Raw genomic sequence first — 23,637 nt, forward strand, 5'->3', positions numbered from 1 at the left:
CCGGCTGTACGAACGGATTTGCCCTCATTTCGGGTCGGCTGTCCAGTAATAGCAATAGCGCTCGACGTTTCCGGGCAAATCCTTGTAGTTGCCCCAATTTGCAAAGGCGGGAAGCGTGATCTCGTGCATCGCGACGGTCCAGCAGTCGTCTACCCTGTTCTTGACCTCCGCCTTCAGGGCCGTGAAATAGTCTCGCAGCGCCTGTACGTCCGATTTCGACGCCTCGCCGACACCTCCATAGCGGCTTCCGAGCACAAGTTTATCCCAGTCCGGATCGTCATATACTGTCTTCAGCGAAACCTCCCAGTCAGGGATCCAACTGCGCTCCATTTTCCCCGCGGGCAGCGTTTTGAGCGGGATGAAATCAACGGCAAACAGCACCTTGTCGGTCTTGAGCAACACGACCAGCATGTCGTTGGAATAATTGCGTCCTACATCTTTGACGATGAATTTTTTTCCACCAAGGTCGAATTCGAAAGGTGTGCCTTTGTCTACCGTCTGGTCCGGCATAACGGTATCAAAACTGGCGGGATCGTCGAGCTTCTGCTTCTCCAGTAACTTTTTTGCTTGAGCATGAGCGACGAACTTCGCGCCCTCATCCTTGAACAATTGCCCCCCGCCGCTTCGTTCCGGGTCACTATGGCTATAAATGACGTACTTGATGGGATTGCTTGTTATTTTCTTGATTTCGGCCAAGTATTTCGCCGCTGTCCCGGGACTTTTGTGGCTCATCGGGTCGGTCACAACCACACCATCAGTCGTGACAACAAAGAAAGCAAGTTGGTCCTTGTGACGGAAAATGTAGGCGTCCGGGACACCCGTGACTGGCACGGTCTCATAGTCCGCGGCCTTGGTTGGTTGCGTGAGCATCCCTAAAACCAGTGCCAAGCAACATACCGTCGCGAGCGCTAACCTCGCCCCGAGCTTTGACCACATTTCAGGCCCCGTCTTCAACGTTTCAAGCCCACCGGTCTTACCCACGTCACCTTAATTGGCGCTCGGCACGGAAGGCAAACCAAAACACCCATATCATATTTTCATTGGCGGACCCACTAGATCTGAGATAACTAAGATCGCTCTTGAATTGCGTGCTAAACCAAGATGTAGCTATGATTTAGTGACAAGCAATGGGGGGGGGTCATGTTAACGCGATTGATGGTGGTGGTACTATTTGGCTGTTGCGCAACAGAGGTGCGGGCCGAGTTTAAGCTGACGCAGATTGAACGATCGGCATCTCTTGCGCCATTTATAGTCGGCGGTGCGCCGGCGGACCCTGATCTCTGGCCTGCGACCTTGATTTTCGACGCACCGAACCGCTGTACGGCGACAGTCGTTGGACCCAAAGCAATCTTGACTGCTGCACATTGCCTTGACGGAAGTACAAGCGGCGAGGCGCTAATCAACGGTCAAACACTGGCCCTGAAATGCCAAACGAATCCAAAATATCCAGCAGACACAACCGCTGACATTGCAATGTGTGGAGCGTCCAGCACGATTACTGCGCCCAATCTCAAATACGAGGTCCTAAATACCGACGCTGCAACAGTAAAGGCAGGAGACAGCATCGTTCTTCTCGGGTACGGCTGCTTAGCTGAAGGTGGGCCGGTGAGCGATACATTGTATGTAGGGAGCGCGACCGTAAAAAAGATACCAGTAAAATTCAACCGGTACGAAGTGCAAGGCGGCGCGAAACTATGCGGAGGTGACAGTGGGGGAGCGGGGTACGTCATGTTGGATTCGACGACACGCATCGTGTTCGGTGTGAACGAGTCCCAGGTACCGGGCACGAAAACTTCATATCTCAGCAGTGTGTCAACCGCTGACGATGCGAGCTTTATAAAGCTTTGGGGCGCCACGACCGGCAACAAAATCTGCGGATTGGATGGCGGCCTTGCGGACTGCCGTCAATAGCGGTGATCCATCAAGATGGCGAGTTCGGTATGTCGGCTTAACTCGACTTCGCTATCCTGAGCCAGCCGGAAATGTCCCGACAGCTTCGGGTCTAGGGTCAGCTTCCATTTTCCCGCTGGAAACAACCGCGCAAAGAAGCCAGGGCGGTAGGTGCGCGAGCGGCCAGATAGCAATTTGGTCAAGGCCACATTCGATACGCTCGGCAAATAAGAGATCCCGACGCCCGAACTATCACGGAGAGATTGAGATGTTCCAAATCACCGTGGAAGGCCACGTTGAATTGCACGCTGGCTTGCGGTGGCGTGGCATTTGCCGCTCCAGCGTGGTCCTTGCTACTGGCGCGCACTTGTCGTGTCCTTGGGTTTCGGTTTTTGCAAGAGGGTGGCTGGATACTGGCCTTTAAGCCCGTCGGCCGAGTGTGATTGCTTGGGCCTTCTCGGCGGCAGCGTGATCAATACAGTGACCTTTGTCGCCACCTCTTCGAGGGTAGCGGTGAGACGGTTCAACTGTGAGGCGGTTGCTACGAGCTCCGGGCCGTAACGGGTAACGAGATATTCTCGGTTCTGGCTGAGGGACTGAAGATGCTTGGCGGTTTTGGCGCGAACGCTTAGCCCCGCCTCCAAAGCGTGTTCCGTCCGCGCCGACAGGTCGTGCCGCATGCTGCGGATCTGATTGGGATTGAGCCCAAAGTGGAGCAAAAGTGCGGTCAGATAGAGTTCGATCGCATGGATTGCCGCCATTCTGAACGGCGCTCGGGTAAGCGGCTTGCCGGGTCGGCTGAGCTGAAGGAGAAGGCTTGCTGCTTTGCGGTATTCTTCCGCCAGGGCGTGAACCTGCTGTGGGGATGCTAGCTCACCAGGATATTTTTTGGGTTCTTCGAGCGTCATTTAGCGCAATATAAAGACGCTACGGGAAGATTTCGTAAAGGGGAAAACTGTTCTTCGGCACGCTCGCAATTGCCCCGCTGCCACTAATCTGCGTAGACATTGTTTATGCTAAAAATCGGCTCCGAACTACAGTTGAGTGCCTCCGACCTGGTCGGCCACTTGAACTGCGGCCACCTGACGGCGCTTGACCTTCAGGTTGTGGACGGCGCACTTGAGAAGCCGAAGATCTGGGACCCGCTGCTGGAGATTCTGCAGCAGCGCGGCGCCGCGCACGAGGCGGCCTACGTCGATCATCTGCATGCGTCCGGCCTTAATGTCGCGGTCATTGCAGGTAAGGGGATCGATGACGGCTCAGTGGCCGCCACGATCGAGGCGATGCGCGCCGGCGCGCAGATCATCGTGCAAGCCGCGCTGCGCGCGCCGCCCTTCACGGGCCGGGCCGACATCCTTCGGCGCGTCGAGACGCCAAGCGATCTCGGCACATGGTCTTACGAAGTCATCGACACCAAGCTCGCCCGCGAAACCAAGGGCGGGACGGTGCTGCAGCTCTGCCTCTATTCTGACCTCGTCGGGCAGGTGCAGGGCCTCGTGCCAGAATACGCCTACGTTGTCGCGCCCCTTACAGACTTCGAGCCGGAGGCCTTTCGGGTCAGCGACTATGCCGCCTACTACCGCAATGTCCGGGAACGCTTCGTCGCGTCCTTGAACGGAAAGGGCGCCGCCTATCCGGAGCCGGTCGCTCATTGCGATATCTGCCGCTGGCGCGGCCGATGCGACGACCGGCGCCACCAGGACGATCACCTCTCCCTTGTGGCCGGGATCACGGCCGTGCAGCGCGGCGAGCTCGTCGGCCACGACGTGGCCACCATGGCTGCGCTGGCCGAGCTCCCCCTTCCGCTGCCGTGGAAGCCGGAGCGTGGCGCCGCTTCGTCCTACAATCGCATCCGGGAGCAGGCCCGGATCCAGGTCGCGGGGCGCGCGGCCGGGCAGGTCCTGCATGAAGCGCTGCCGATAGAACCGGGCTTTGGCCTGTGCCGCCTGCCGGTGCCGGACGACGGCGACATTTTCTTCGATCTCGAGGGCGACCCCTTCGTCGGCGAAGGCGGCCTCGAATATCTCTTCGGCTATGCCTTCAAGGACGCCGACGGCGCGCTCACCTACGTCGCCGACTGGTGTCTCACGCCGCCCGACGAAAGGGCCGCCTTTGAACGCTTCGTCGATTTCGTGATCGAGCGGCGAGCGCACCATCCCGGCATGCACATTTATCATTACGCGGCCTATGAGGTGGGCGCGCTCAAACGCCTGATGGGGCGCTACGCAACGCGCGAGGAAGAGATCGACACGCTGCTGCGCGGGCAGGTCCTGGTCGATCTCTACGCGGTGGTCCGCCACGCCATCCGCGCCAGCGTCGAGAGCTATTCCATCAAGAAGCTGGAGCCGCTCTACGAATTCGTACGCGCGGTGTCGCTGCCCGATGCCAACTATGCCTTGAGCAAGGTCCAGGCCCGCCTGGAGCTCGGAGATGCAGGCGGCATCAATGCGGAAGATCGGGCCGTCGTGACGGGCTACAACCAAGATGACTGTGTCTCGACGGAGCGGCTTCGGGACTGGCTGGAGCGCCTGCGGACTGACGCGGTCGCCTCAGGCGTGGAGATTCCCCGACCGGCTCCACCTGGAGAGGGCGCTCCGCCGGATATTACAGCCTGGCAGGCACGGATCGATGCAGTCGGGGCCAAATTGACCGATGGCATTCCCGTGGACTCCGCAGAGCGCAGCGCCGAGCAGCAGGCGCTCTACGTGCTGGCGAACGTGCTCGACTGGCATCGCCGGGAGGAGAAGGCGATCTGGTGGGAATATTTCCGGCTGGCGGCGCTGTCCGCGGATGAGCTGGAGGATGAGCGAGCAGGCATCGCCGGCCTCGAGTTCGTCGATACCGTGGGCGGAACCGCCAAGGCCCCTGTCCACCGCTATAGATTCCCCCCGCAGGACGCGGAGTTTCGCGGCGGCGAGGATTTGCGCAGCGTCGGCGGCGAGCGCTTCGGCAAGGTCGAGGCCGTCGATCTGGAACATCGCTTTATCGACATCAAGAAAAGGGGCGACACTGCCGGTCTTCACCCCGAAGCGATCTTCGCCCATACCTACATCGACACGACTGTCCTGGCCGAGTCCCTGGTGCAGATCGGCGAGTGCGTGGCCGATCATGGCATCGGCGGTCCCGGTGCCTACAAGGCGGCTCGCGATTTGCTGCTGCTGCGGCCGCCCGATGCCTGCGGCGCGGCGCTGCGCCAGCCGGGCGAGAGCCCGGTCGATGCGGCCTGCCGCCTCGTCCTGGCCTTGCAGGGCGTGCTCGCCATCCAAGGACCGCCTGGCGCGGGCAAGACCCATACCGGCGCCTACGCGATCCTTGCGCTGGCCAGGGCCGGCCTTCGCGTCGGGGTGACCGCCAACAGCCACAAGGTCATTCGCAACCTGCTCGCGAAGGCCGCCGAGGAAGCAGCGAAGGAAGACTTCGACCTGCAGTCCCTGCACAAGGTCACGGATGCGGAAGACAATGTCCCGCACCTCACCTTCACCACCAAGAACCCCGAGGCCCTCGGCGCCTTTGCAAGCGGCTACCACGTGCTCGGCGGCACGGGGTTCCTGTGGGCCCGGCCCGATGCCGCTGGCCTCGTCGACGTGCTGTTCGTGGATGAGGCCGCGCAGATGTCGCTCGCCAACGTGCTTGCCATATCGCCGGCCGCAGCCAGCCTTGTCCTCCTTGGTGATCCGCAGCAGCTTGAGCAGCCGATGCAGGGCTCGCACCCCGAAGGTACGGAGGTCTCGGCCCTCGACCACCTTCTCGGCGGACGGCAGACCATCGCCGACGACGAGGGCCTATTCCTAGAGCAGACCTGGCGCCTCCACCCCGACATCTGCCGGTTCACCTCCGAGCTGTTCTACGAAAGCCGACTCCTCCCCCGTCCCGATCTCGAGAACCAGGCCATCCTGATGGACGGCCCGCTTGGCGGGAGCGGCCTGCGCTATGTCGCGGTGCAGCACAGCGGCAACCAGAATTCCAGCCCGGAGGAAGCCGACCGTATCCGCAATATTGTGCTGGGGATCCTTGCGTCAGGTGCAGGTTTGCGCGACCGCGAGGGCAACGAGGCGTCGCTCACCCTGGAAGACATCCTGGTTATCGCGCCCTACAACGCCCAGGTCTTTGAAATCCAGGCGCGCCTCCCCGGCGCGCGGGTAGGGACGGTTGACAAGTTCCAGGGGCAGGAGGCGCCCATCGTGTTCTATTCCATCACGACATCCAGTCATGCCGACGCCCCGCGTGGCATGGAGTTCCTCTACAGCGCGAACCGCCTCAATGTCGCCACCTCCCGCGCCAAGGCCCTGTGCATTCTCGTGGCCAATCCGGATGTATTCGAGCCAGAATGTCGTACCCCGCGGCAGATGCAGCTCGCCAACGGCTTCTGCCGCTATCTAGAGATGGCCGAGGTGGTCGATCCATAAGTTCCCTGTAAAGATGATGGATTGGACAGATAGGTTATAAAAAACAAGTAGTTAGATTGCGACGTGCACACGCGGTGCACGCAAGTTTTCCCCTTTCTTTCGTTTCTGTTTCGGCGAAGAGGTGCGCCAGGGCATGCTGGCAACCGACGATTAACGAGGTCGTAGCCGCCTTTGGCCCCGCGACCGCCTGAGTTCGTGGCAAGACGCCAAGGCGCGACAGGGGATGAGGCCTGCTAGGTGTCGGAGAGATTGCTTCTTAAGGCTTGGGCAATAGGGCAGGGGTGCCTGAAGCTGCCGCGCTCCGAAGGCGAAGGCTCCGCGGTCTAATCGCGGCGGGTGCGCCAAGCCTCCAAACTACGAATCTGGGGGTCAGGAGTTCGAATCTCTTCGGGCGCGCCATTCCATCCAATTGAACTCGTTAGTGATTTTTGCAGTAAGCCGACTGCGGCACCGGCTTAATTTTGAGAATTCAGCCGGTTTTTCAGCCGGTTTTGGAGGAACGGACACTCCTTCGAGCCATGTAGCGGCATGGCGCACGCGCGGCCGGGAGGGATGAGGAGTTCAATACGAGCCCAGCATTGTGCGGCTGTCTCCGCCATTCTACCTACTCTGCGTCACATGTCTCGTGGTCGTGGATGGGCTGCGGAAACCTTACCCTCGCGGCGGATATCGCCCACGCGGCGGTGCGCCCTATTTTTCAGATCATGTGCCAGGAGCACCCGTTTCGTAAAGGTCGGCATCCCAGATCTCTGGTTCAGACACCCACGACTCGATTTCTTTCACGGCTGTCTCGAACATCGTTCTATCGAGAGGGAGCACTTTGCCACCCTTCGCCTTAATGATTGTCGCAACCTGCTGGGGCGTCTCTTTCACGTATTGAACCTTGTTCCCAATCAACACCGCAGCATTGGCTTTGGGCGGTAGATCAAACTTGGCACCGTGATATGGCCCGGCCGCCGCGCCGGCATTGAGCCAAATCGGGTTGTCATCCAGCATAGTGAATTGCACGATCTTGTCATTTTCCTTGGTGACCAGCATCGCAGCATCCGCCGGTTGCTCTTGCACAAAATCCAATTCAGTCCAATCAACGCGGCTGTTCCTGCCAGCCATTGGGCGGTGACTAGGAGTACCGTCCGGCTCTGAGTGATCAAGTATTGGAATGTATCGCCGGATCCGGAGCACATCTGCGCTCGTTACCTCGATCCCTTGGCCGACATCTAACGTTAGGCTAGCCATATTGCGTTCTCCTCACCATTGCTCGCGCCTAATTTTGTCTTTCGAAGCGATCAAACGTCACACGCCACGGCGACTGGTTTGACGACCGCCTGCAAAATGTCAGTGCTATCGTTTCAGAAGGATCGAGCAGCATACTGCACCTGTATGTTTGGGATAACAAGAATTTTGGCTTCGGCCTTTGCCTATGCCCTGCGGCGTGGTGGCTAGGGCCGTGAGCCCTAGCAGCGGAAATAAACCTTGCAGTTACTGAAGCCGATGTTACTTTGTAATCGTAGCAGAACGCCGGTAAATGAGCCGCTTTTGAAGCGGGAATGGGGGAGTTGATCATGACTGGTACTGACTCAACGGATACGCCAAGGTACACGAAGCCTGTGGCTTTCCGTGTGGAAAGCGCAGCGAGCCTTATCAACGCCAAACCCGAGGGGGGCGCCACCGACTCGATCAACCTTAAGAAAAAGGTCGTAGCGAGTGTCGGCAAGTCGAGTTCCAAGGCGCCTAAGAAACCTGAGGCGAAGACCAAAACTAAGGCCCCAGTGAAGAAGAAGTAACGCTGGACGGTCTCGATGGCCTTGCTCGAGACCGATGCCATCGATTTCCGTCTAAAAGACAGCGTGATCGTTATTCTGGCCGCCGATGGCAGCGGACGCCTGCTCGATCTCGATGGCGACTTCATAGCCGTCAATCGCACTGCCATGGAGCTGGTCGACTTGGCCGTGCGCGATGGTCCGCGCCACGCGGTAACAAGCATTGCGCGGCACTATCGCCTGAGCGAAGTAGAGGTCGCCGAGGATTTCCGGGCGCTGGTCGAGTTGATGCGCACGCATCGCCTGCTGAGCGGGACTGAGTCCCGGCGCACAGTTTGGGCTCGTGGACTCGCAGGACTGGTCAGCGGCTTGGTTGGTGGCTTGCGGCACAGCCGGCTGCCACTCGACCTGACAATCTGGCTATTGCTCAGCCTAGCGCGTCTGTCGTTCAGACGGCTGAGCTGGGCTCAAGCTATAGATGCCTGGCATCGACATGGCGTAGCGAGCACGGCATTTCTTAGCCGCGACATCAATACGTTGGAGGTTTCGGTGACTACGATCGCGGCCCGCCACCCGATGCGGCCGGACTGCAAGGAAATCGCGTTTTGCTGCTGGGTGCTAGCGGCGTGGACGGGCTCGCCATCCTCACTGGTGCTGGGGGTCAGCCTGAGCCCTCTAGCCGGCCATTGTTGGTGCGTGCGTGACGGCCGCATTGTGTCTGACAGTGTCGAGCGCTGCCGCTCCTACCGCGAGGTTCGGCGCTATGATTGAGGCTGAAGGCAGCCCCGCCTTCCGCCTCGTTGTCGGCGACGAGTCAGTCCGCACGGAACTGGGGGCCGCTACAAGCCTCCTGAATTGCTATGCGGACACAGAGACCGTCGTCCTTGTCCTTGGGCGCATATACTACCGCCAAGCTCTCATGCGCCGTCTGCCGGCATCAACAGTTTCGCGCCTGGTCAACGCAGATCCTGCGCGCCTCGTGGCCGCCGTTTATAGCGAAACCAGTGAGCGCGGCTTAGGCGAAATCGAGGGCGATTTTTGTTTGATCATCTACGACCGCCGCGCCGACATCGTACTTGCAGCCCGCGACCCCTTCGGTGGCTATCCTCTGTACTGGGCGGACACACCGGCCGGGCTGGTTTTCAGCTCGACGGTCGCTGGCGTCGTGCAGATGCTGCCCTGTGCGGAGGTTGACGACGAGTATCTCGCCGACATGATTATGGCGCCAGGAGGCGTTTTCGAGGAAGCGCACAGCGATAGGTGCGCTTACCGCGGAGTGACGCGGGTCCGCGCAGGGGCCAGGGTGCGAATCGAGTGCGACAATGGAAAGGTCGCCACGGCTCGCCGCGACTGGCTCGACCACATTGTCGAGCCAGTCCCTGACGAGCCGCAAGAGGTCTCCGAGCACTTTGCCGCGCTATTGTCGGCGGCTGTTAGCGAACGGGTTCAGGGTGAAACCGCCTGCCATCTATCGGGCGGTTTCGACTCGACCACGATTACGCTGCTCAGCCAGCGCCGCCAGCGCCAGATCGGGGGTCCGCCGATCCACACGCTATCGCTGGTCTTCGACAAGCTCGCTACGCTGCGCTACGAGAGGCCGTTTATCGATGCTGTCCTACATGCTCATCCCGACTTGATACCCCACCCGATTGCGGCCGACGGCTTCGGGGCCTACGTTTCCTATCCAGCGCATGACGAGCCCTGGCCGGCGTTGTTCTGGTCGCGCGCCGAGCTGGCAATGGTCGAGGCGGCAGCAGCGGCCGGCGCAACGACTATCCTCACCGGGCTGGGCGCCGACGAGCAGATCGATATGGAGCCTTACTCAATCGCCGACGCCCTGCGCGGCCTGCGCCTGAGCGAGGCCTGGAGCACCGCGCGCGACTGGGCCGACTCCACCGGGGTCAACATGTGGTCGCTGCTATCCACCTACGGCGTCGCCCAATTACTGCCAGTATCGTTAGTGGCTGGCTTGGGCGAGGAGCCGCGCGCGCGCGTTCCCTCCTGGATCAGGCCGGAGTTCGCGCGGCGCCACGACTTGGTTGGTCGCGGTCGCGCGGTAGTCCGCCGCATCTACCGTAGCCATCGCTCACCGGCGCTGTCGTTGGCTCTGTACGGCATGGAATGCCGCCAGGGTGATCTCAGTCGGTGGTACATGGCGGCGCCCAGGGGCATCCATGAAGCCCATCCCTTCCTCGATCCGCGCGTTGCTGGGCTAGGGCTGGGCATCCAGTGGCGCATGGCGGCCGATCCGCGAGTCTCCAAGCCCATAATTCGCCAGGGCTTCGCCGAGTTGCTGCCCGAGGCCATCCTCGAACGGGCCGACACAGGCCACTTCAATGAATACGTGTTCGCGGCACTGGCGCGCGAGGAGGGCCGGCTGCGCGAGTTAGTGGTCGGTCTCGACAGCGCGTGCCAGGAGATCTTTGATGTCGAGGCGCTATTGTTGGCACTGCAACGCGCTAGCCTCGGGGCCGTGAAGAACGTGTCCAGTCTCGATCGGTTGGTCGTTTCACTTTCGGTGGTCGTCTGGATGACGCATCACCAGGCGTGGTTGGCGCGGCCGATCGTACTTCGTGACGGGCCGTCTCTGACGCGACCACGCGCTGCGGCGCGATTGCCTGCCAAGGCGCTGCCATGAGAACGTCGACGACCACCGTCGCGCTTGTGACCATGCCTTTCGCCTCGATCGGCCCATCGCTGCAGGTTGGGCTGTTAAAGGCGGCGGCGCGGAAGGCGGGCTTCGAGGTCGACGGGTTCCATCTCAATATCGATTTCGCCTGTCAACTCGGCCTCGAACAATACGAAACGCTAGCCGAGCATCGCGGGATCCTGCTTGGCGAATGGCTATTCGCGGCTGCCGCCTTCCGTGACCAAGCGCCGTTGGCAGGCGACCGCTTTATCCACGAGTTTCGCGCGGAACTCGCCGACGTCGCCACCGAGATCGGCATGCCAACCGCCGAGCTTGCGCGTCTGCGCGACGTTGCAGTGCCAGCTTATCTCGACCGTCTAATGGCGGTAGTGGACTGGACACGCTTCGACGTTGTCGGCTTCTCATCCACCTTCCAGCAGAACACGGCTTCGTTCGCACTTGCCCGGCGGATCAAGGAAGCCCATCCAGGAGCGATCATCGTTTTCGGCGGCGCGAATTTCGACGGCGACATGGGGCTGGCATGGCTTGAAGCAATCCATTGGATCGATTTCGCCATTGCTGGCGAGGCTGACGAAGCGTTCCCACGTTTCCTTGCAGCGCTAGCTGATGGGGGCGACCCGCTCTCGGTGCCGGGTGTGCTGGGCCGACTGCGAGGCCGCGCGGTGCAACAGGCTGGCCGTGGTTTCGTCTCCAACCTAGACCAGGTGCCGCTTGCCGATTTCAGCGACTACATCGCGCGCGCCCGCACGCTGGTTACTGAGCCGCCGCTTGAAACGGTGCGGCCGGCGCTGCCTTTTGAAAGTTCGCGCGGCTGCTGGTGGGGGCAGCGCCACCATTGCACTTTCTGCGGCCTCAATGGTCAGTCCATGGGCTTTCGCAGCAAGTCGGCGGACCGCATCCTGGCCGAGCTAGCGCACTATTCGCGGGAATTCGGCGCGTTGCGCTTCGAGGCTACCGACAACATTCTCGATCACCGCTACTTTGATTCAGTGCTCGCGGCTCTAGCCGAGGCCGGCGCGCCATACGATTTGTTCTACGAGGTGAAGTCAAACCTCGACCGGACGGACATCGCACGGCTGCTTGCTGCTGGCGTAACGTCAATCCAGCCCGGCATTGAGTCACTGAGCTCTGCGGTGCTGAAACTAATGCGCAAGGGCGTGCGGGGCATCGACAACGTCAACGCACTGCGCTGGGCCCGCTACTATGGACTTGATGTGAGTTGGAACATTCTATTCGGCTTTCCGGAAGAACGGCAGAAGGACTACGACGCACAATTTGAGATCCTCAGGCGGCTCGGCCATCTTCAACCGCCTATCGGTGCGAGTCGCATCTGGCTCGAACGGTTCAGTCCGCTTTACCAAGTGGCGCGAGCCGACCCTGCATGCCGCGTACGGCCGGAGGCGAGCTACGCGTACGTATATCCTGCTTCCTGCGATTTAGATCGCATTGCATATTTTTTTGATTGGGACGCACCGGCGACGTTACCAGACGAATCGCACGCGGCGATGCAGCGTTGGGTCTGCCGATGGCAGAAAGCGTGGCGTCGCGGCGGATCGAGCCTAGTGTTTTGGGCCGAGGCGGCAGATCGTGTGATCGTGTACGACCGACGCTTCGGCCGCAAGGCGCGTGAGCATTTGCTCGAAGGTCTCGCAGCCGAGCTACATACGTGGTGCAGTGAGCGGCCCGAGAGCGCAGCGCGGTTACGCAAGCGTCTGCCGGCTTCATCGGCTAGCGCCATCTTGGACGGTCTATCGGGCCTGGTTGACGCCGAACTGATGATCCAAGAAAACGACTTGTTCCTCACCCTCGCCTTGCCACATCGTCAGCCGGAAATAATGGAGGCTGGCCTCTGTGCTGAAAGCGCCTCGAGATAATCCGGCTTTACTAAGACTTCTGGCCGTCTTGGTTGCTCAGAGGCCATTAGCCCGCAAAACAAACTCGGCCCTTTTGGGCCTACGGCATGATCTCAGCCGGCTACGTCGCGATTGAGAAGCCGGCAGTCCGCTCGACACCGTGATCGTCTCGCTCGGGTATCAAGGTGCGCGGTTGAACACCATGGCGCCTCTCTCGTCTCCGATCTTAAATCTAAGATCGGATCGGTCCCGGGCATCGTGGTCCGTCATTACCTCATCAATCTCAAGGCCACTGACCTTCGCGACTTCCTCGAACAGTTCGGGCGGGAGCGGCACCGCCGAAGCCTTCAGCTTCTCACGCAAGGCTGCTTCGCGTGACAGCCGCCGGTCATGCGCTTGTGCCACGGCTGCTCGCAGGATTGCCGGGTCGCCGGAAATTCGAGGGTCAGTCATTTGCTTTTTGTTCTGCGGCGGAGATGGCTCGGTCATTACGAACTCAATACTGCGTATCCATCAGATAGCCGGTGCGCCCGCTGCAGGCGTAGCCGGCAGGCGACTGGTGCGGTTTCAGGGAACTGTCGCGCGTCTGACGACGGAATTTTTTCTGACAGACAGGGCACTGATAGACATATGTCGGGCCACTCGACGCGCGGGCCCGCGCCCTGACGGGCTGAGGGCGGTTGACGGTGATGCCCCCGAACGCCCCGCCGCCACGGGCGGGCGGAATGCTTACCGGACCTGACGGTGTAAGTTCCACTGCGTAGCGCGGCACGAACGTTTCGCTCGTCGCGCGCGCTCCGGTGATCCGGTCCACCCGGTAGCTGCGGTGCTCGTTCTTGTCGAGATTGAAGGCATGGAGGACTATGTTCCCCTCGCTCGTGCGACGCAGGGAATAGGGCTCAATGCGCCTCGTCGTGCCTTGATATTCAAGGAGGACGCGTAGCCTGTTTCCGCCGGCAAACCGGATGATCTCAAGATGCGTCTGCGCTGCGTTCGGAATATCCAGCCCGAACGTGCGCCCGTGAATGACAGACTCGCCCGCGGCCAGCGCGTACGCCGGCAGCACGATGGGCGCCTCGCCCCCGGCGAGCCAGGCAAAGAAGTCAGGCAGGACGTCCCAGAAATCGGCGACTGGCGGCAGCGCGGGCAATTGATGCGCCAGCATGTTCTCCCAGCCGCCTTCGAGTCCGTCGCGGTGGGCCGCAAGGTCTTCCAGCTTCGGAACGGCAATGCCCTTGAATTCACATTTCTGGCGCAGGACGTCGAGGAGCGCGGCCGCCTGTGGGCGCGCCTCGCTGTTCCGGAACAGGTTCACGACGTCATAGAGATCGCGCGGCCTCGTTCGCTCGGCGAGGGCCCGTACCTTCTCGCCGAAGGCCTCCTCGTAGCTGTAGGCCAACACCTCAAAGCTGGCTTCCTGCGCGTCGCTATACGCGTGAAACAAGGGCACCCTGACGGGCGGCAGGACGATCCGCTCGTCGGCTGTCAGATCGAGCTTGATGCGGGGCAGGCGGATCACGGCGACGTTTGGAGAGACCGGCCCCTTGTAGCTGAGCTTGCCCTGGCACGAGACGTTGCCGCGCGGATTCTTGAAAAGATCGAAGCTCTGCCCTTCGGTTGGCATTTCGAGGCCCGACCGCTCGTAGACCCACTCGCCGATCTCGGCGAAAACCCGTTTGAGGAATGCCTCGTCAAGGTGCGCCGCATCCGCCAGAGTAAAATCGAGATCCTCCGAAAAGCGATAGGTCTCGAAGTAACATTTCTTAAGGCACGTCCCGCCTTTGAAGACCCATTTCTCCCGCAGTTCGTCGTGAGCAGAGATCCCCGCGAGCGTCCAGCCAAGGACATAATCCTTTTCGACGACGTCCGGCCGCAGGCCGACCTTGGCCGCCGTCTCCAGAATCTCGGCCTTACTGATCATCGCCGGACACTCCGATCCAGTCTGACGGAACCCGAAGCTTCCACCGTGTCACGACGCGTTCGCAGGTCAGCGCAGGGTCGAGTTTGGCGTAGCCCTTCGTCAGGCGAGATCTGCATGCGAGCACCAGCGCCCCCCCGAGCGGATGTCGCTCCGCCAGGAAACCCAGCCTTTTGAATACAGCGCCGTTGGCAAGCTGATCGGCATAGATGATCAACTGATCCGGCTTGCTCTCGTCCTTGCGCAGGTATCGATCAAGACATTCCGTCACATGCTGAATACCGCCGCCGCTTGCCGGATCGTCCAACATGTCCAGCATGGTGCGGTCAACGTCGGAGACGCTGACTTTCGTGTGGCCGCGCCAGACAGCCTTTGTGCCGAATATCCGGGCCTCGGGGATTTGACGCAGCGTGAACAGCGCGCCGCCGCTTTCCTTCGAGCGTTCGCGTATGGGACGCGCGGTGTAGACAACAATGTCGCGGAAAAGCTGCTCGGTCAGATCCCAATATTCGGCGGCTGTGCGGCCCCCAATGTAACCGGGCCCGAACAGCGACGGAACCAAAAGCCACGCATCTGCTACAGCCTGATCGCTGCCGCGCATGTCCAGAGAAACAGGGGCATATAGACCGCTGCCGACCCGCTGCAGCCAACCCTGCGCAGCCCATGCTGACAGGGTTTTGGCTGCCTTGTCCCGGGAAACGGCGAGCACGCGCGCGGCGTCGTCGATGTGAATGACATCGCCAGCGGCTCGTATGACGGCTGTCAGCTTAGGCTGTTTCATAGTACACTGTTGATGCTGTTTTTCAGCTAATAGGCGAATTTCGACATTCTCAGTATACCACAATTGCGACGCAAAGTAACTGCCGAACACTGTAAGCGCAAAAATTCGCGAAAAAACGGAAAAATCGTTACCATAATATACCGACAGGCAGCCTTCGGCGCTTGAGGGCAGGCGTCAGCCGAGTATGGCCCGACGGGCGGAAGGCACGGCACGCGGCGCGCGGTCGCGGCGATGCAGACATTCGCGGTCAGATCAGCATCAGGCCCTTCATGCTGGCGTTTCCCTTGCGCCCGATGATGATGTGGTCATGCACGGCGATGCCCAGCCGCTTGGCCGCGTCGATGATCTCCCTCGTCATCTCGATGTCGGCCCGCGATGGCGTCGGGTCGCCCGACCGATGATGCATCACAACACTGCGACAATAATCATGCTATTTTTCAAATACTTGTGATTCATTCTTAGAACGTTGGTGCCGTTAATGGGACATGTATTGAGTGACCGCCTGTGATATTCCACGTGCCGGCATGATTGCAGTTGCTCAGTACTCCGACGTCCCGATCAACCATGGATTCCGAACGCTCATCTTGCTGGCCAACGCACCTAGGAACGGCTGATCTCCGCGCCGGCGACTGCCGGCGCTCTAAGGAAAGAACGGCGTATAAACCGCAACCCTGCGTGCGTCCGCAACAGCGGACGATTGTCGCGCGCGGGATGGAGGAAATTCGCCTCCGCCGCGGACGGTGAACGGGACAGCCGTAGGAGCGTCAGCATAGCGCCAGCCGCAGGACGGGACGCGGGACCGACTGTCCCCGTCCGCGGTGGTCCGCATGCTGCATCAGGGATGGAAGCCGCCCGGCCGAGACCGGATGCGGGCTCGGTTTACGACAGCCCGGCCACCGATCGGCGGCGATGCTCACTGGTTGCGACCCTTCGCTAAGACACTTCGGCACGGCTCCCGCATCGGCGAGCCTGAACGCAATTTGGCTAAAGAACTCGACAACGCGCCCCAAACTGGGATGGCTAGGCGCTCAATCTTCGTTATTCCTGCCGAAGCTACGCTGCCGTAGTCTCGCGCCCCAGCCGGCGCTTGCCGCCGCGACATAGATCATCGGTCACAAGACCGTAGTAATTCAACGGCAGATTGCGTTTCGTCGCTAGCAACAATATCGTGGCGTCGCTGGACTGAATTTCGCGAGGGGTCGAGAATGTATTTCCGTCTACGTTCTCTCGGTTTAGCCATTGCTGGTGCCACAACAGCTGCGTTTCTTGTCTCGACAATGGCGGTGGCTCAGGAAACGCCGGTGTCCGCGGTACAGGGCGCTGACCACAGATCCCCCGTCGCAGGCGGAGGGGTTTTGACCGTATCAGGCGCGGTGACAGAGCTGTTCGGCGACGGTTTCTTCCTTCAGTCCACGGCACCCGACAACGATCCAGCCACCTCGGATGGCCTCTATGTCTTCCTGCGCAACGTCGCGGGCTTCCCAGCCCATGACGTCGGGAGCCTCGTCACGGTGACGGGACGCCCCGTCGAATTCCAGCCCTTCACCGAAGGCTTTCCGCCCAACCGCACCGTGGTTGCCTGCGGGACGATTGAAACGTCGACCATCCCAAACGAAGACCGAAAGTCTTACCTCACGATTACCGAACTTACCAATGTCACGGCGATGACCGTAAACGGCACCGCTGCCGTTCCCGCGCCGGTGCCGCTCATGCCGCCGGGGGCAACGGCCTCCATCGCTTTTGCTGACATTCCGAACACGCCGTTCGATCCGGCAAATCATCCCCGTGACTACTTTGAATCCCTCGAGGGCATGCGCGTCAGTATCGATGATGCGTTGGCCGTGTCCGCGCGGGACAACAAGATCGTCTATGTCGCTGCACGCGCGAACCTGCAGCCAGGCGAACTGACCGTCGACGGCCTGCCTATCAGTATCCCCGGCCACGTCTTTCCTGAAATCATGCGCGTTCGCTTGCCGGCGACTCAACCAACGATCGTCGTCGATCCTGGAACGCGCCTTGGCGACCTCACGGGCGTCGTCACCTACGAAAATGGCGAGTACATGGTGGCACTCGACCACGTCATCGATCCGGCATCCCTAACACAGCCTGCCGCGCCCGAAGCGCCGCCCGCCCCCGTGCAGGGTTTGCGCATCGCGACGTTCAATGCCGAGAATCTCGACGCGAATGACCCGCCGTCGCGCTTCGCTGGCATTGCTGAGCAGATCGTGGGATCGCTCGGCGCGCCGGATATCCTTGCCCTGCAAGAAGTCCAGGACGACGATGGTGTTGGTGTCACGATGACGGTCACCGCGGGTGCCACCCTCGCGAAGCTAATTGCCGCGATCGGGGCCGCTAATGGCCCTGCTTACGAGATTGTTGCGCTCGATCCACTGGTGCCCAATGCCGATGGTGGTCAGCCTGGTGGCAACATCCGCAACGTCTATCTCGTCAAGAGCGGGGCTGGCGTTGTGGTCGGGGCAGTCGAGCGCCTGTTCGACACAGCCGACCGGTGTGAGGAGGATGTAAATCCGTTCTATCAGTCGAGAAAGCCGCTGCTGGCGACACTCACAGTGAACGGGACGCCCTACGTCTTGCTAAATGTCCACCTGAGCTCGAAGGTCGGGGACCAGGGGCTCTACTCGAATGCGGAAGATCCCGTGCCGCAGTCGTCGGCAGGGCGACGCGCGCAGGCGAAAGCCATCGTCGCTGAGTTGGAGTCACGTTTTGGCACGAACCCGCCCCGGATTATTATCCTCGGCGACTTCAACGATGTCACAGAGGCCGCCACGCTTGCTCCCTTCGAGGCGGGCAGCCTTGGCCTTACTATGCTCCCGGACAGCCGGGGCGAGAACTACACCTTCTCGTCGCAGTTCCACGGCCTGCGGGAGGCTATCGACCACATAGTCGTGGGCGGTAGCCTGTCGTCGAGCGACGTCACCTCGATCACCTACCTGAACCTCAATGCCGACTTCCGTGACCAAACGAGCGACCACAATCCGGTCGTCTTGACGCTCAACTAGCCGCCCGTGTTTGGGGGCCATTCTGTGTGCTCCTGCGTGATCATCGCGCTCACTCACTCGCGTCCATCGTGAGTTGCTTCGATGCACGGCACACCACGATATTTTTGTTGTCCCACCTCTCAAGTTCCTCGATCGGATACAGTACCGCTTTTCCGATTTTGACGTAGGCCGGGCCGATCCTCATGGCTCGCCAGTTTCTCAGCGTCCCAACAGAGATGCTACCGCGGTAGCGTTCCGAGACTTCCTCAACCGTCAGATATTTCATCGGGGCCTCCAAATGTTCGCCGGAGGCTGCACCGCTGGTGGCATCCCAACCGCTGCCTGCGAGCAGGCTCGGGCACGCTCCCGAACCATTGATCATACAGTCGCAAGGCTATGACTGAGGTCTCTGCACGAGAAATGGAAGGCTCGGAGGAGGGGAGTAGTCACAACGGATATGGCCGGATAGAAATCGGATGGCCTGCTGACCAAAATCGAAAGCCGTGAGGCTCGGTCGCGTCGGCTCAGGCTTAACGCGCAACTGCGCTCATTATGGTTTGGACGGATAGGGTATAGGAAACCAGAACCCTGCCGGTTTCAATAGCATGTTGGTCTGCTCGGTTTGATAGCCAAGCTCGGCGCTGCGGGTGCGATAGGCTAGCCAGGCCGGATCCTTATACAGCGCGGCCCGCCGCCTTTCCCGGTCGGCTGCGTCTTCATATCGCCAGATATGCACGTAGGAGTTCACGTCGCCGGTCTCGACGGTGCCATAGAACATCGGTTCGCCGAGATAGCGACTTTGCGTCGGATGGCCGTTGCGCTCGTAATGCTCGAGCTGACCGGCAAGCGTTCCCGGTCGTACACGATAGGTGCGCAGGTCGAACAGCATCAGGCTTTAGCTCCAGGCGCCGGCAGGTCAAACGCGACCGTTGCCTGCTCGGCGATGTGGTTTGCGATCGGCATCGCCGAAGTGGCCGCCGGCGAAGGCGCGTTGCAGACGTGAATGGTGCGTGCGGTCTGCCGGATGAGGAAGTCGTGTATCATGGTGCCATCAGCCATCACAGCCTGGGCCCGTATGCCCGGGCGATAAGGCGTCAAGTCGGACAATTCTAGCTCGGGGCAGTATTTGCGGCAGAGCTCTAGATAGCCGCGGCGGTAGAAGGAATTGCGCATCTCGGTCAGGCCTGACTTCATATTCGCCACGATCAGACGCCGGAAACCCGAGAAGCGTAACATTTCGGCCAGATCGCCGGGGCTGATGTCGGTGCGGGCATAACCATTGCGCGCCAGCGCCAGCACAGCGTTGGGGCCGACGGTGACGTAACCGCCTATCATCCTTGTCAGGTGCACGCCCAGGAAGGGTAGCGCCGGATCGGGGATCGGGTAAATCAGATGCCTGACGATATCGTCCTTGTCCTTCCTCAGCCGGTAGTACTCGCCGCGGAACGGCACAATCTGGAAATCGACAGCCATGCCGCACAGCCGGGCCAGCCGATCGGCCATGACGCCGGCGCAGACGATAACATTCTTGGCGTGAATGATGGTGTCCTTGGCGCCGACCTCGACGCCGTTTGCGACTTCGCGCAGATGATCGACCTCGAAGGAGCGACGCACTTCGCCACCGGCCTCGCCAAAGAGTTCGGCCAGGCGGCGGGTGATCGCGCCATAGTCGACGATGCCGGTGGTGGGCGTGAACAAGGCGCCGACACCGGCGATGCGCGGCTCGCGGCGCTTCAGCTCCGTGGCGTCAAGACGCTCGATTGCGATGCCGTTCTGTTTGCACCGCTCTTCCAGAGCGTTCATCCGCTCAAGTTCCATGGCATCGGTGGCCACAAGCAACTTGCCACACTGCTCGTAGGCGAGCCCGTGATCGCGGCAGAACCCGATCGTGGCATCCACACCCGCCTTACAGAATCGCGCCTTCAGGCTGTCGGGCTGGTAATAGACGCCTGCATGAATCACGCCGCTGTTGCGCCCGGTCTGATGCTGGGCCAGCTCGGGCTCTTTCTCGAGAAGTACCACCGTCATGCCGGGATAGCGCCGCGTCATCTCCAACGCGGTTGCAACACCGACGATGCCGCCGCCGATGAAGGCAAGATCGTATTTGTTCATGCTCCGGCTCATTTCAAAAAAAAGCGCCGGTGACGCACAGGAGCGCGCCACCGGCAGTCTGGGAGGTCGTCAGGCGATGGGCTTGATCTTCTGCTTGCCGTTCTTGCGTTCCCACTCCGCCCACGCATCGTGCTCGTTGATGTCACGCAGCGGGTTGGGGTCAGAATAGATGATGTCGGCAATTGCGTCCTTGCGCAGGAAGGCCACGCCGGGATGCTTGGCCGCGTATTCCAGAAAGCGCCCGAGGGAACGGACGCGATAGGGCCGGCCCTGGATGCGGTCATGTGTCGAGATCGCCATCATACGGCGACGGCCTGCGGCCTCCTCGTAAAGCTGGTCGAACTCGTCCTTGAGCTGAAGCTCGAAGGCCTGCGTCGAGAACCGGTAGGCCTCGAACTGGATGATGTCGTTGAGGTTCAGCGAATAGGGCACGATCGCCATGTCGCGGTCGCGAACCTTGATCAGGAACGGCTCGTCGCGGCTCACGTCGTCGATGAAGTACTTGAAGCCCAGTTCCTGCAGGATTTTGAGCGTGTTGATGGTGCCGCGCATGGCCGCGCCATTGTAGCCGATCGGCGTCTTGCCGGTCGCGCGCTTCACGCTGTCGATATTGTCCTGGATGAACTTCTTCTCGGCCTCGTAGTCGAGATCGTACTGCTGGACCCAGTCGCGCCCGTGCGCCGCCGCCTCATGGCCGCGGTCGACGATTTCCTTGGCGACTTCGGGCGCGCGGTCGACAGCCGATCCCACCATGTGGGACGTGACCTTGATGCCGTACTTGTCCCACAGGTCAAGCATGCGCTGGATGCCTTCCCGATAGCCGTACTTGTACCACGACTTGGTCGGGAAATCCGGATAGGCCGGATCCATGTCGATAAAGCCGGAGAACGGTCCACCCGGCCCGTACGGGGCTTCGCCCCCGGCCTCCATTTGCATCGAAATCGAGATAACCAGACGGATTCCATCCGGCCAAAAGGTGTTGGACATTTTTGTCTCCATGCTTGCTGCAAGCGCGAGAGGCGGCGTTCACCCCCTCTCGCAAAGAAAGACTGTTACTGGATGCCCCAGATCTTCTTGTAGGCGTCGCGGTAACCGTTATCGGGATCGTAGGTGTTCTTCGGACCACCGTCGGAGCCGATATTATCCTTGGTGACCAGGTGCACCGGCGCCACGAAGCCCGACCACTTCTCGCCGGCCAGCGCGCGGTTGATCTCGTCGACAACTTCCCAGCCATGCAAGTTCAGCGGCTCCGCCACCGTCGCGGCTTGGTAGAAATTGTCACGGATGCGCTGGAAAGCCGCTTCGCTGCCGTCGCCGGCAGAGATATTCTGCGGGATGCTGTCCTGAGCGATGCCAGCCGACTGCAGCGACGCCGACATGAAGTCGAAGGTCAGGTCGTTGATGCTCAGCGAGTAGGTCCAGTCGGCGCCGAAGCGCTGCAGCAGCGACGTGGTGAGCTGCGGCATGCGCGTGCTCGCTTCCGCCAGCGGGGTGTCCTCGACCGACAGGAGCTTGCAGCCGCCGCAGGCCTTGATCACTTCGGCCATGGCGTCGGACTTGGCGATGGCGATCGCGTAGACCGAGTCGGTGAAGATGACGACGCCGGCCTTGCCGTCCGACTGCGCGACGGCGTAGGACGCCGCTGCCTTGGCGACATTGGTCGCTTCCGTGGTGATGTTGGCGAACAGGGTGAACTCGTCAGCCGGCCCGGGGGTCGCGGTCGAATGCCAGCCGACGATCTTGATGCCGGCAGCCGAGATCTGCTTCAGCAATTCGGCCTGCTCCTTGGCGTCGATGCCGCCGAGCACAATGCCCTGCGGCTGCAACGCGATGGCCTGCTGCAGAGCCGACGAACGGCCCGAAACCGTGCCCTGCCCGTCGAGGGTACGAACCTGCCAACCGAGCGCGCCGGCCGCCTCTTCGACACCGAGGCCGACGCCACGCATGCCGCCGTTGCGCTGGTCGGCGGAGACGTAGACGATGAACTTGTCTTTCTGAGCGGCCGGGCCGGTGGTCGGGCCGGTCCACGGCGCGTTCGACTTCGCGGCGTCGGCGACGATGGCCTTCGCGGCCTCGACGCCGGCATCCTGCGCCATCACGGCCACGGGAGCGAATATGGCCGTCGACAAGGCAAGCGCCATCAGCCGACGTGAGAGCTTCAGTCTGGTCATTGCAGTTTCCTCCGTTTTGATTTGGTGGTCGCTAGTCTTTCTTCGGCCGCTGCGTGGTTTTGTAGGCAGAACCGAAGGTGCGGCGTCGTTGGGCGTACCCGGCCAGGCCGATGGCCACGAGGAGGGTCGCCCCATTGAAGAGCGGCTCGACATAGAACGCGCCGCCGAATTGCTGGATGCCGGAGATGCCGACGGCGAGGATGATCACGCCGACAACGGTGCCCCAGACGTTAACCCGGCCGGGTCTGATGGTGGTCGAGCCGAGGAAGGCGCCGACAAGCGCCGGCAGCAGGAATTCAAGACCCACGCTGGCCTGGCCGATCCTGAGCTTCGCGGCCAGGATGATGCCGGCAAAGGCGCCTATCAGGCCCGAGGTGACGAAAGCGCCGATGACGAACCGGCGGGTGCGGATGCCGTTGAGCGCAGCGGCTCTTTGATTGGCGCCGATCGCATAGAGCATGCGGCCGATTGGCAGGTATTCAGCGACGATCCACAGCGCCACCGAGATGATCAGCACGTAGAACGCCGCGATTGGCAGCCCGAACAGGTTGGTGGCGTAGATCGAGGTGAATTCCGGCGCCAGCGCGCCGATGACCTGCCGGCCATCCGTGTGCCAAAGCGCCAGGGCGTAAAGCAGCGTGCCGGTGCCCAGCGTGGCGATGAACGAGTCGATCTGGGCGATCTCAACCAGGAAGCCGTTCAGCGCGCCGAGGGCGGCGCCGCAGGCCAGCACGATCAGGCAGGCGGTGAGCCAGTCGAAGCCGAAAGTGGTCTGCAGGCTGATCGCCAGCACGTGCCACATGACGATGCCGTAGCCGACCGTCAGGTCGATACGGCCCGCCATCATTGGCACCATCGCGGCGAGAGCCAGCAGGGCAATGATCGACTTGTCGCCCAGAACGGACCGCAGATTGAGCAACGTCGGAAAGGTGCGCGGCAGGAGTAGCGAGAAGAGGATGATCAGCAACACGGTCAGGATGGGCAGACCGTAGACGGGCACCAGACGGCCGGTGCGCTGCAGAGAACTAAGGCCCGCCAGTTCGCGCGGCGTCGGTTCGAGCGCAGTCGATTTGATCGATTCCATTTCTTCCTCCCGT

20 protein-coding genes, 1 tRNA gene and 1 pseudogene are annotated in these 23,637 nt (G+C 61.1%); 8 read left to right on the plus strand and 14 right to left on the minus strand.

Annotated features, from left to right (window positions below):
• Positions 1-24: 24 nt before the first annotated feature.
• Positions 25-936: an MBL fold metallo-hydrolase gene (locus NKH13_RS24725; protein WP_352915007.1), complete on the minus strand. Its 912-nt coding sequence runs from the start codon at positions 934-936 to the stop codon at positions 25-27.
• 204 nt (positions 937-1,140) lie between these two features.
• Here NKH13_RS24725 and NKH13_RS24730 point away from each other — a divergent pair, with 204 nt between their 5' ends.
• Positions 1,141-1,911 carry a trypsin-like serine protease gene (locus NKH13_RS24730; protein ID WP_352719192.1) on the plus strand — a complete coding sequence of 257 codons (771 nt, stop codon included), beginning with the start codon at positions 1,141-1,143 and terminating at the stop codon, positions 1,909-1,911.
• Here the strand turns inward: NKH13_RS24730 and NKH13_RS24735 are convergent.
• Both NKH13_RS24735 and NKH13_RS24740 read right to left on the minus strand, forming a co-directional pair.
• On the minus strand, positions 1,905-2,093 hold the full coding sequence (locus NKH13_RS24735) for a hypothetical protein (RefSeq protein ID WP_352719193.1): 189 nt from the start codon (positions 2,091-2,093) through the stop codon (positions 1,905-1,907). The two genes, NKH13_RS24730 and NKH13_RS24735, sit on opposite strands and share 7 nt — an antisense overlap.
• Before the next feature lie 150 nt (positions 2,094-2,243).
• Entirely contained in the window at positions 2,244-2,798 is a 555-nt protein-coding gene (locus tag NKH13_RS24740; protein ID WP_352719194.1) for a hypothetical protein, read from the minus strand.
• Positions 2,799-2,903: 105 nt separating this feature from the next.
• Between NKH13_RS24740 and NKH13_RS24745 the strand changes: the two genes are divergently transcribed.
• Together NKH13_RS24745 and NKH13_RS24750 are read left to right on the plus strand one after the other, a co-directional pair.
• A complete protein-coding gene (locus tag NKH13_RS24745; protein WP_352719195.1) occupies positions 2,904-6,296 on the plus strand; it encodes a TM0106 family RecB-like putative nuclease in 3,393 nt (1,130 codons plus the stop codon).
• 296 nt (positions 6,297-6,592) lie between these two features.
• Positions 6,593-6,695, plus strand: a tRNA-Arg gene (locus NKH13_RS24750).
• 303 nt (positions 6,696-6,998) lie between these two features.
• Here the strand turns inward: NKH13_RS24750 and NKH13_RS24755 are convergent.
• Complete coding sequence (locus NKH13_RS24755) at positions 6,999-7,334, minus strand: hypothetical protein (protein WP_352719196.1); 336 nt, start codon at positions 7,332-7,334, stop codon at positions 6,999-7,001.
• A 524-nt stretch (positions 7,335-7,858) separates the two neighbouring features.
• Between NKH13_RS24755 and NKH13_RS24760 the strand changes: the two genes are divergently transcribed.
• From NKH13_RS24760 to NKH13_RS24775, 4 genes are read left to right on the plus strand one after another with little or no spacing between them, the layout of a single operon-like run.
• On the plus strand, positions 7,859-8,080 hold the full coding sequence (locus NKH13_RS24760) for a hypothetical protein (RefSeq protein WP_352719197.1): 222 nt from the start codon (positions 7,859-7,861) through the stop codon (positions 8,078-8,080).
• 15 nt (positions 8,081-8,095) lie between these two features.
• Positions 8,096-8,827 carry a lasso peptide biosynthesis B2 protein gene (locus tag NKH13_RS24765; protein ID WP_352678637.1) on the plus strand — a complete coding sequence of 244 codons (732 nt, stop codon included), beginning with the start codon at positions 8,096-8,098 and terminating at the stop codon, positions 8,825-8,827.
• Positions 8,820-10,694, plus strand: a complete 1,875-nt coding sequence (locus tag NKH13_RS24770; RefSeq protein ID WP_352719198.1) for an asparagine synthase-related protein — start codon at positions 8,820-8,822, stop codon at positions 10,692-10,694. Before NKH13_RS24765 ends, NKH13_RS24770 begins: the two co-directional genes overlap by 8 nt.
• Positions 10,691-12,580: a RiPP maturation radical SAM C-methyltransferase gene (locus NKH13_RS24775; protein WP_352719199.1), complete on the plus strand. Its 1,890-nt coding sequence runs from the start codon at positions 10,691-10,693 to the stop codon at positions 12,578-12,580. Before NKH13_RS24770 ends, NKH13_RS24775 begins: the two co-directional genes overlap by 4 nt.
• 159 nt (positions 12,581-12,739) lie before the next feature.
• Here NKH13_RS24775 and NKH13_RS24780 read toward each other — a convergent pair whose 3' ends face one another.
• The 4 genes and pseudogenes from NKH13_RS24780 to NKH13_RS24795 all read right to left on the minus strand — a co-directional run.
• Positions 12,740-13,048 carry a hypothetical protein gene (locus NKH13_RS24780; RefSeq protein ID WP_352719200.1) on the minus strand — a complete coding sequence of 103 codons (309 nt, stop codon included), beginning with the start codon at positions 13,046-13,048 and terminating at the stop codon, positions 12,740-12,742.
• 7 nt (positions 13,049-13,055) lie between these two features.
• The gene (locus NKH13_RS24785; RefSeq protein ID WP_352719201.1) at positions 13,056-14,480 is read right to left on the minus strand and encodes a nucleotidyl transferase AbiEii/AbiGii toxin family protein; all 1,425 of its coding nucleotides are present in this window, start codon (positions 14,478-14,480) and stop codon (positions 13,056-13,058) included.
• Entirely contained in the window at positions 14,470-15,348 is an 879-nt protein-coding gene (locus NKH13_RS24790) for a type IV toxin-antitoxin system AbiEi family antitoxin domain-containing protein (RefSeq protein WP_352719202.1), read from the minus strand. Before NKH13_RS24790 ends, NKH13_RS24785 begins: the two co-directional genes overlap by 11 nt.
• A 157-nt stretch (positions 15,349-15,505) precedes the next feature.
• Positions 15,506-15,670: pseudogene (locus NKH13_RS24795) on the minus strand (JAB domain-containing protein); the annotation flags it as partial.
• A gap of 943 nt (positions 15,671-16,613) precedes the next feature.
• Between NKH13_RS24795 and NKH13_RS24800 the strand changes: the two are divergent.
• On the plus strand, positions 16,614-18,278 hold the full coding sequence (locus NKH13_RS24800; RefSeq protein ID WP_352719203.1) for a DUF8508 domain-containing protein: 1,665 nt from the start codon (positions 16,614-16,616) through the stop codon (positions 18,276-18,278).
• A gap of 49 nt (positions 18,279-18,327) precedes the next feature.
• Here the strand turns inward: NKH13_RS24800 and NKH13_RS24805 are convergent, their stop codons facing one another.
• The 6 genes from NKH13_RS24805 to NKH13_RS24830 all read right to left on the minus strand — a co-directional run bounded on the left by NKH13_RS24805 (position 18,328) and on the right by NKH13_RS24830 (position 23,624).
• Positions 18,328-18,543, minus strand: a complete 216-nt coding sequence (locus NKH13_RS24805) for a helix-turn-helix domain-containing protein (protein WP_352719204.1) — start codon at positions 18,541-18,543, stop codon at positions 18,328-18,330.
• Between the two features lie 264 nt (positions 18,544-18,807).
• On the minus strand, positions 18,808-19,146 hold the full coding sequence (locus NKH13_RS24810) for an NIPSNAP family protein (protein ID WP_352719205.1): 339 nt from the start codon (positions 19,144-19,146) through the stop codon (positions 18,808-18,810).
• Complete coding sequence (lhgD, locus tag NKH13_RS24815) at positions 19,146-20,369, minus strand: L-2-hydroxyglutarate dehydrogenase (RefSeq protein ID WP_352915017.1); 1,224 nt, start codon at positions 20,367-20,369, stop codon at positions 19,146-19,148. The genes NKH13_RS24810 and lhgD overlap by 1 nt, the downstream gene beginning before the upstream one ends.
• A gap of 69 nt (positions 20,370-20,438) precedes the next feature.
• Entirely contained in the window at positions 20,439-21,356 is a 918-nt protein-coding gene (locus NKH13_RS24820; RefSeq protein WP_352719207.1) for a polysaccharide deacetylase family protein, read from the minus strand.
• A 65-nt stretch (positions 21,357-21,421) separates the two neighbouring features.
• Positions 21,422-22,540: a substrate-binding domain-containing protein gene (locus NKH13_RS24825; RefSeq protein ID WP_352719208.1), complete on the minus strand. Its 1,119-nt coding sequence runs from the start codon at positions 22,538-22,540 to the stop codon at positions 21,422-21,424.
• A 31-nt stretch (positions 22,541-22,571) separates the two neighbouring features.
• Positions 22,572-23,624 (minus strand): ABC transporter permease, encoded by a 1,053-nt coding sequence (locus NKH13_RS24830; protein ID WP_352719209.1) that lies wholly within the window; start codon positions 23,622-23,624, stop codon positions 22,572-22,574.
• Between the last annotated feature and the right edge of the window lie 13 nt (positions 23,625-23,637).

Source organism: Mesorhizobium sp. M1348 (genome assembly GCF_040317925.1).
GTDB lineage: Bacteria > Pseudomonadota > Alphaproteobacteria > Rhizobiales > Rhizobiaceae > Mesorhizobium.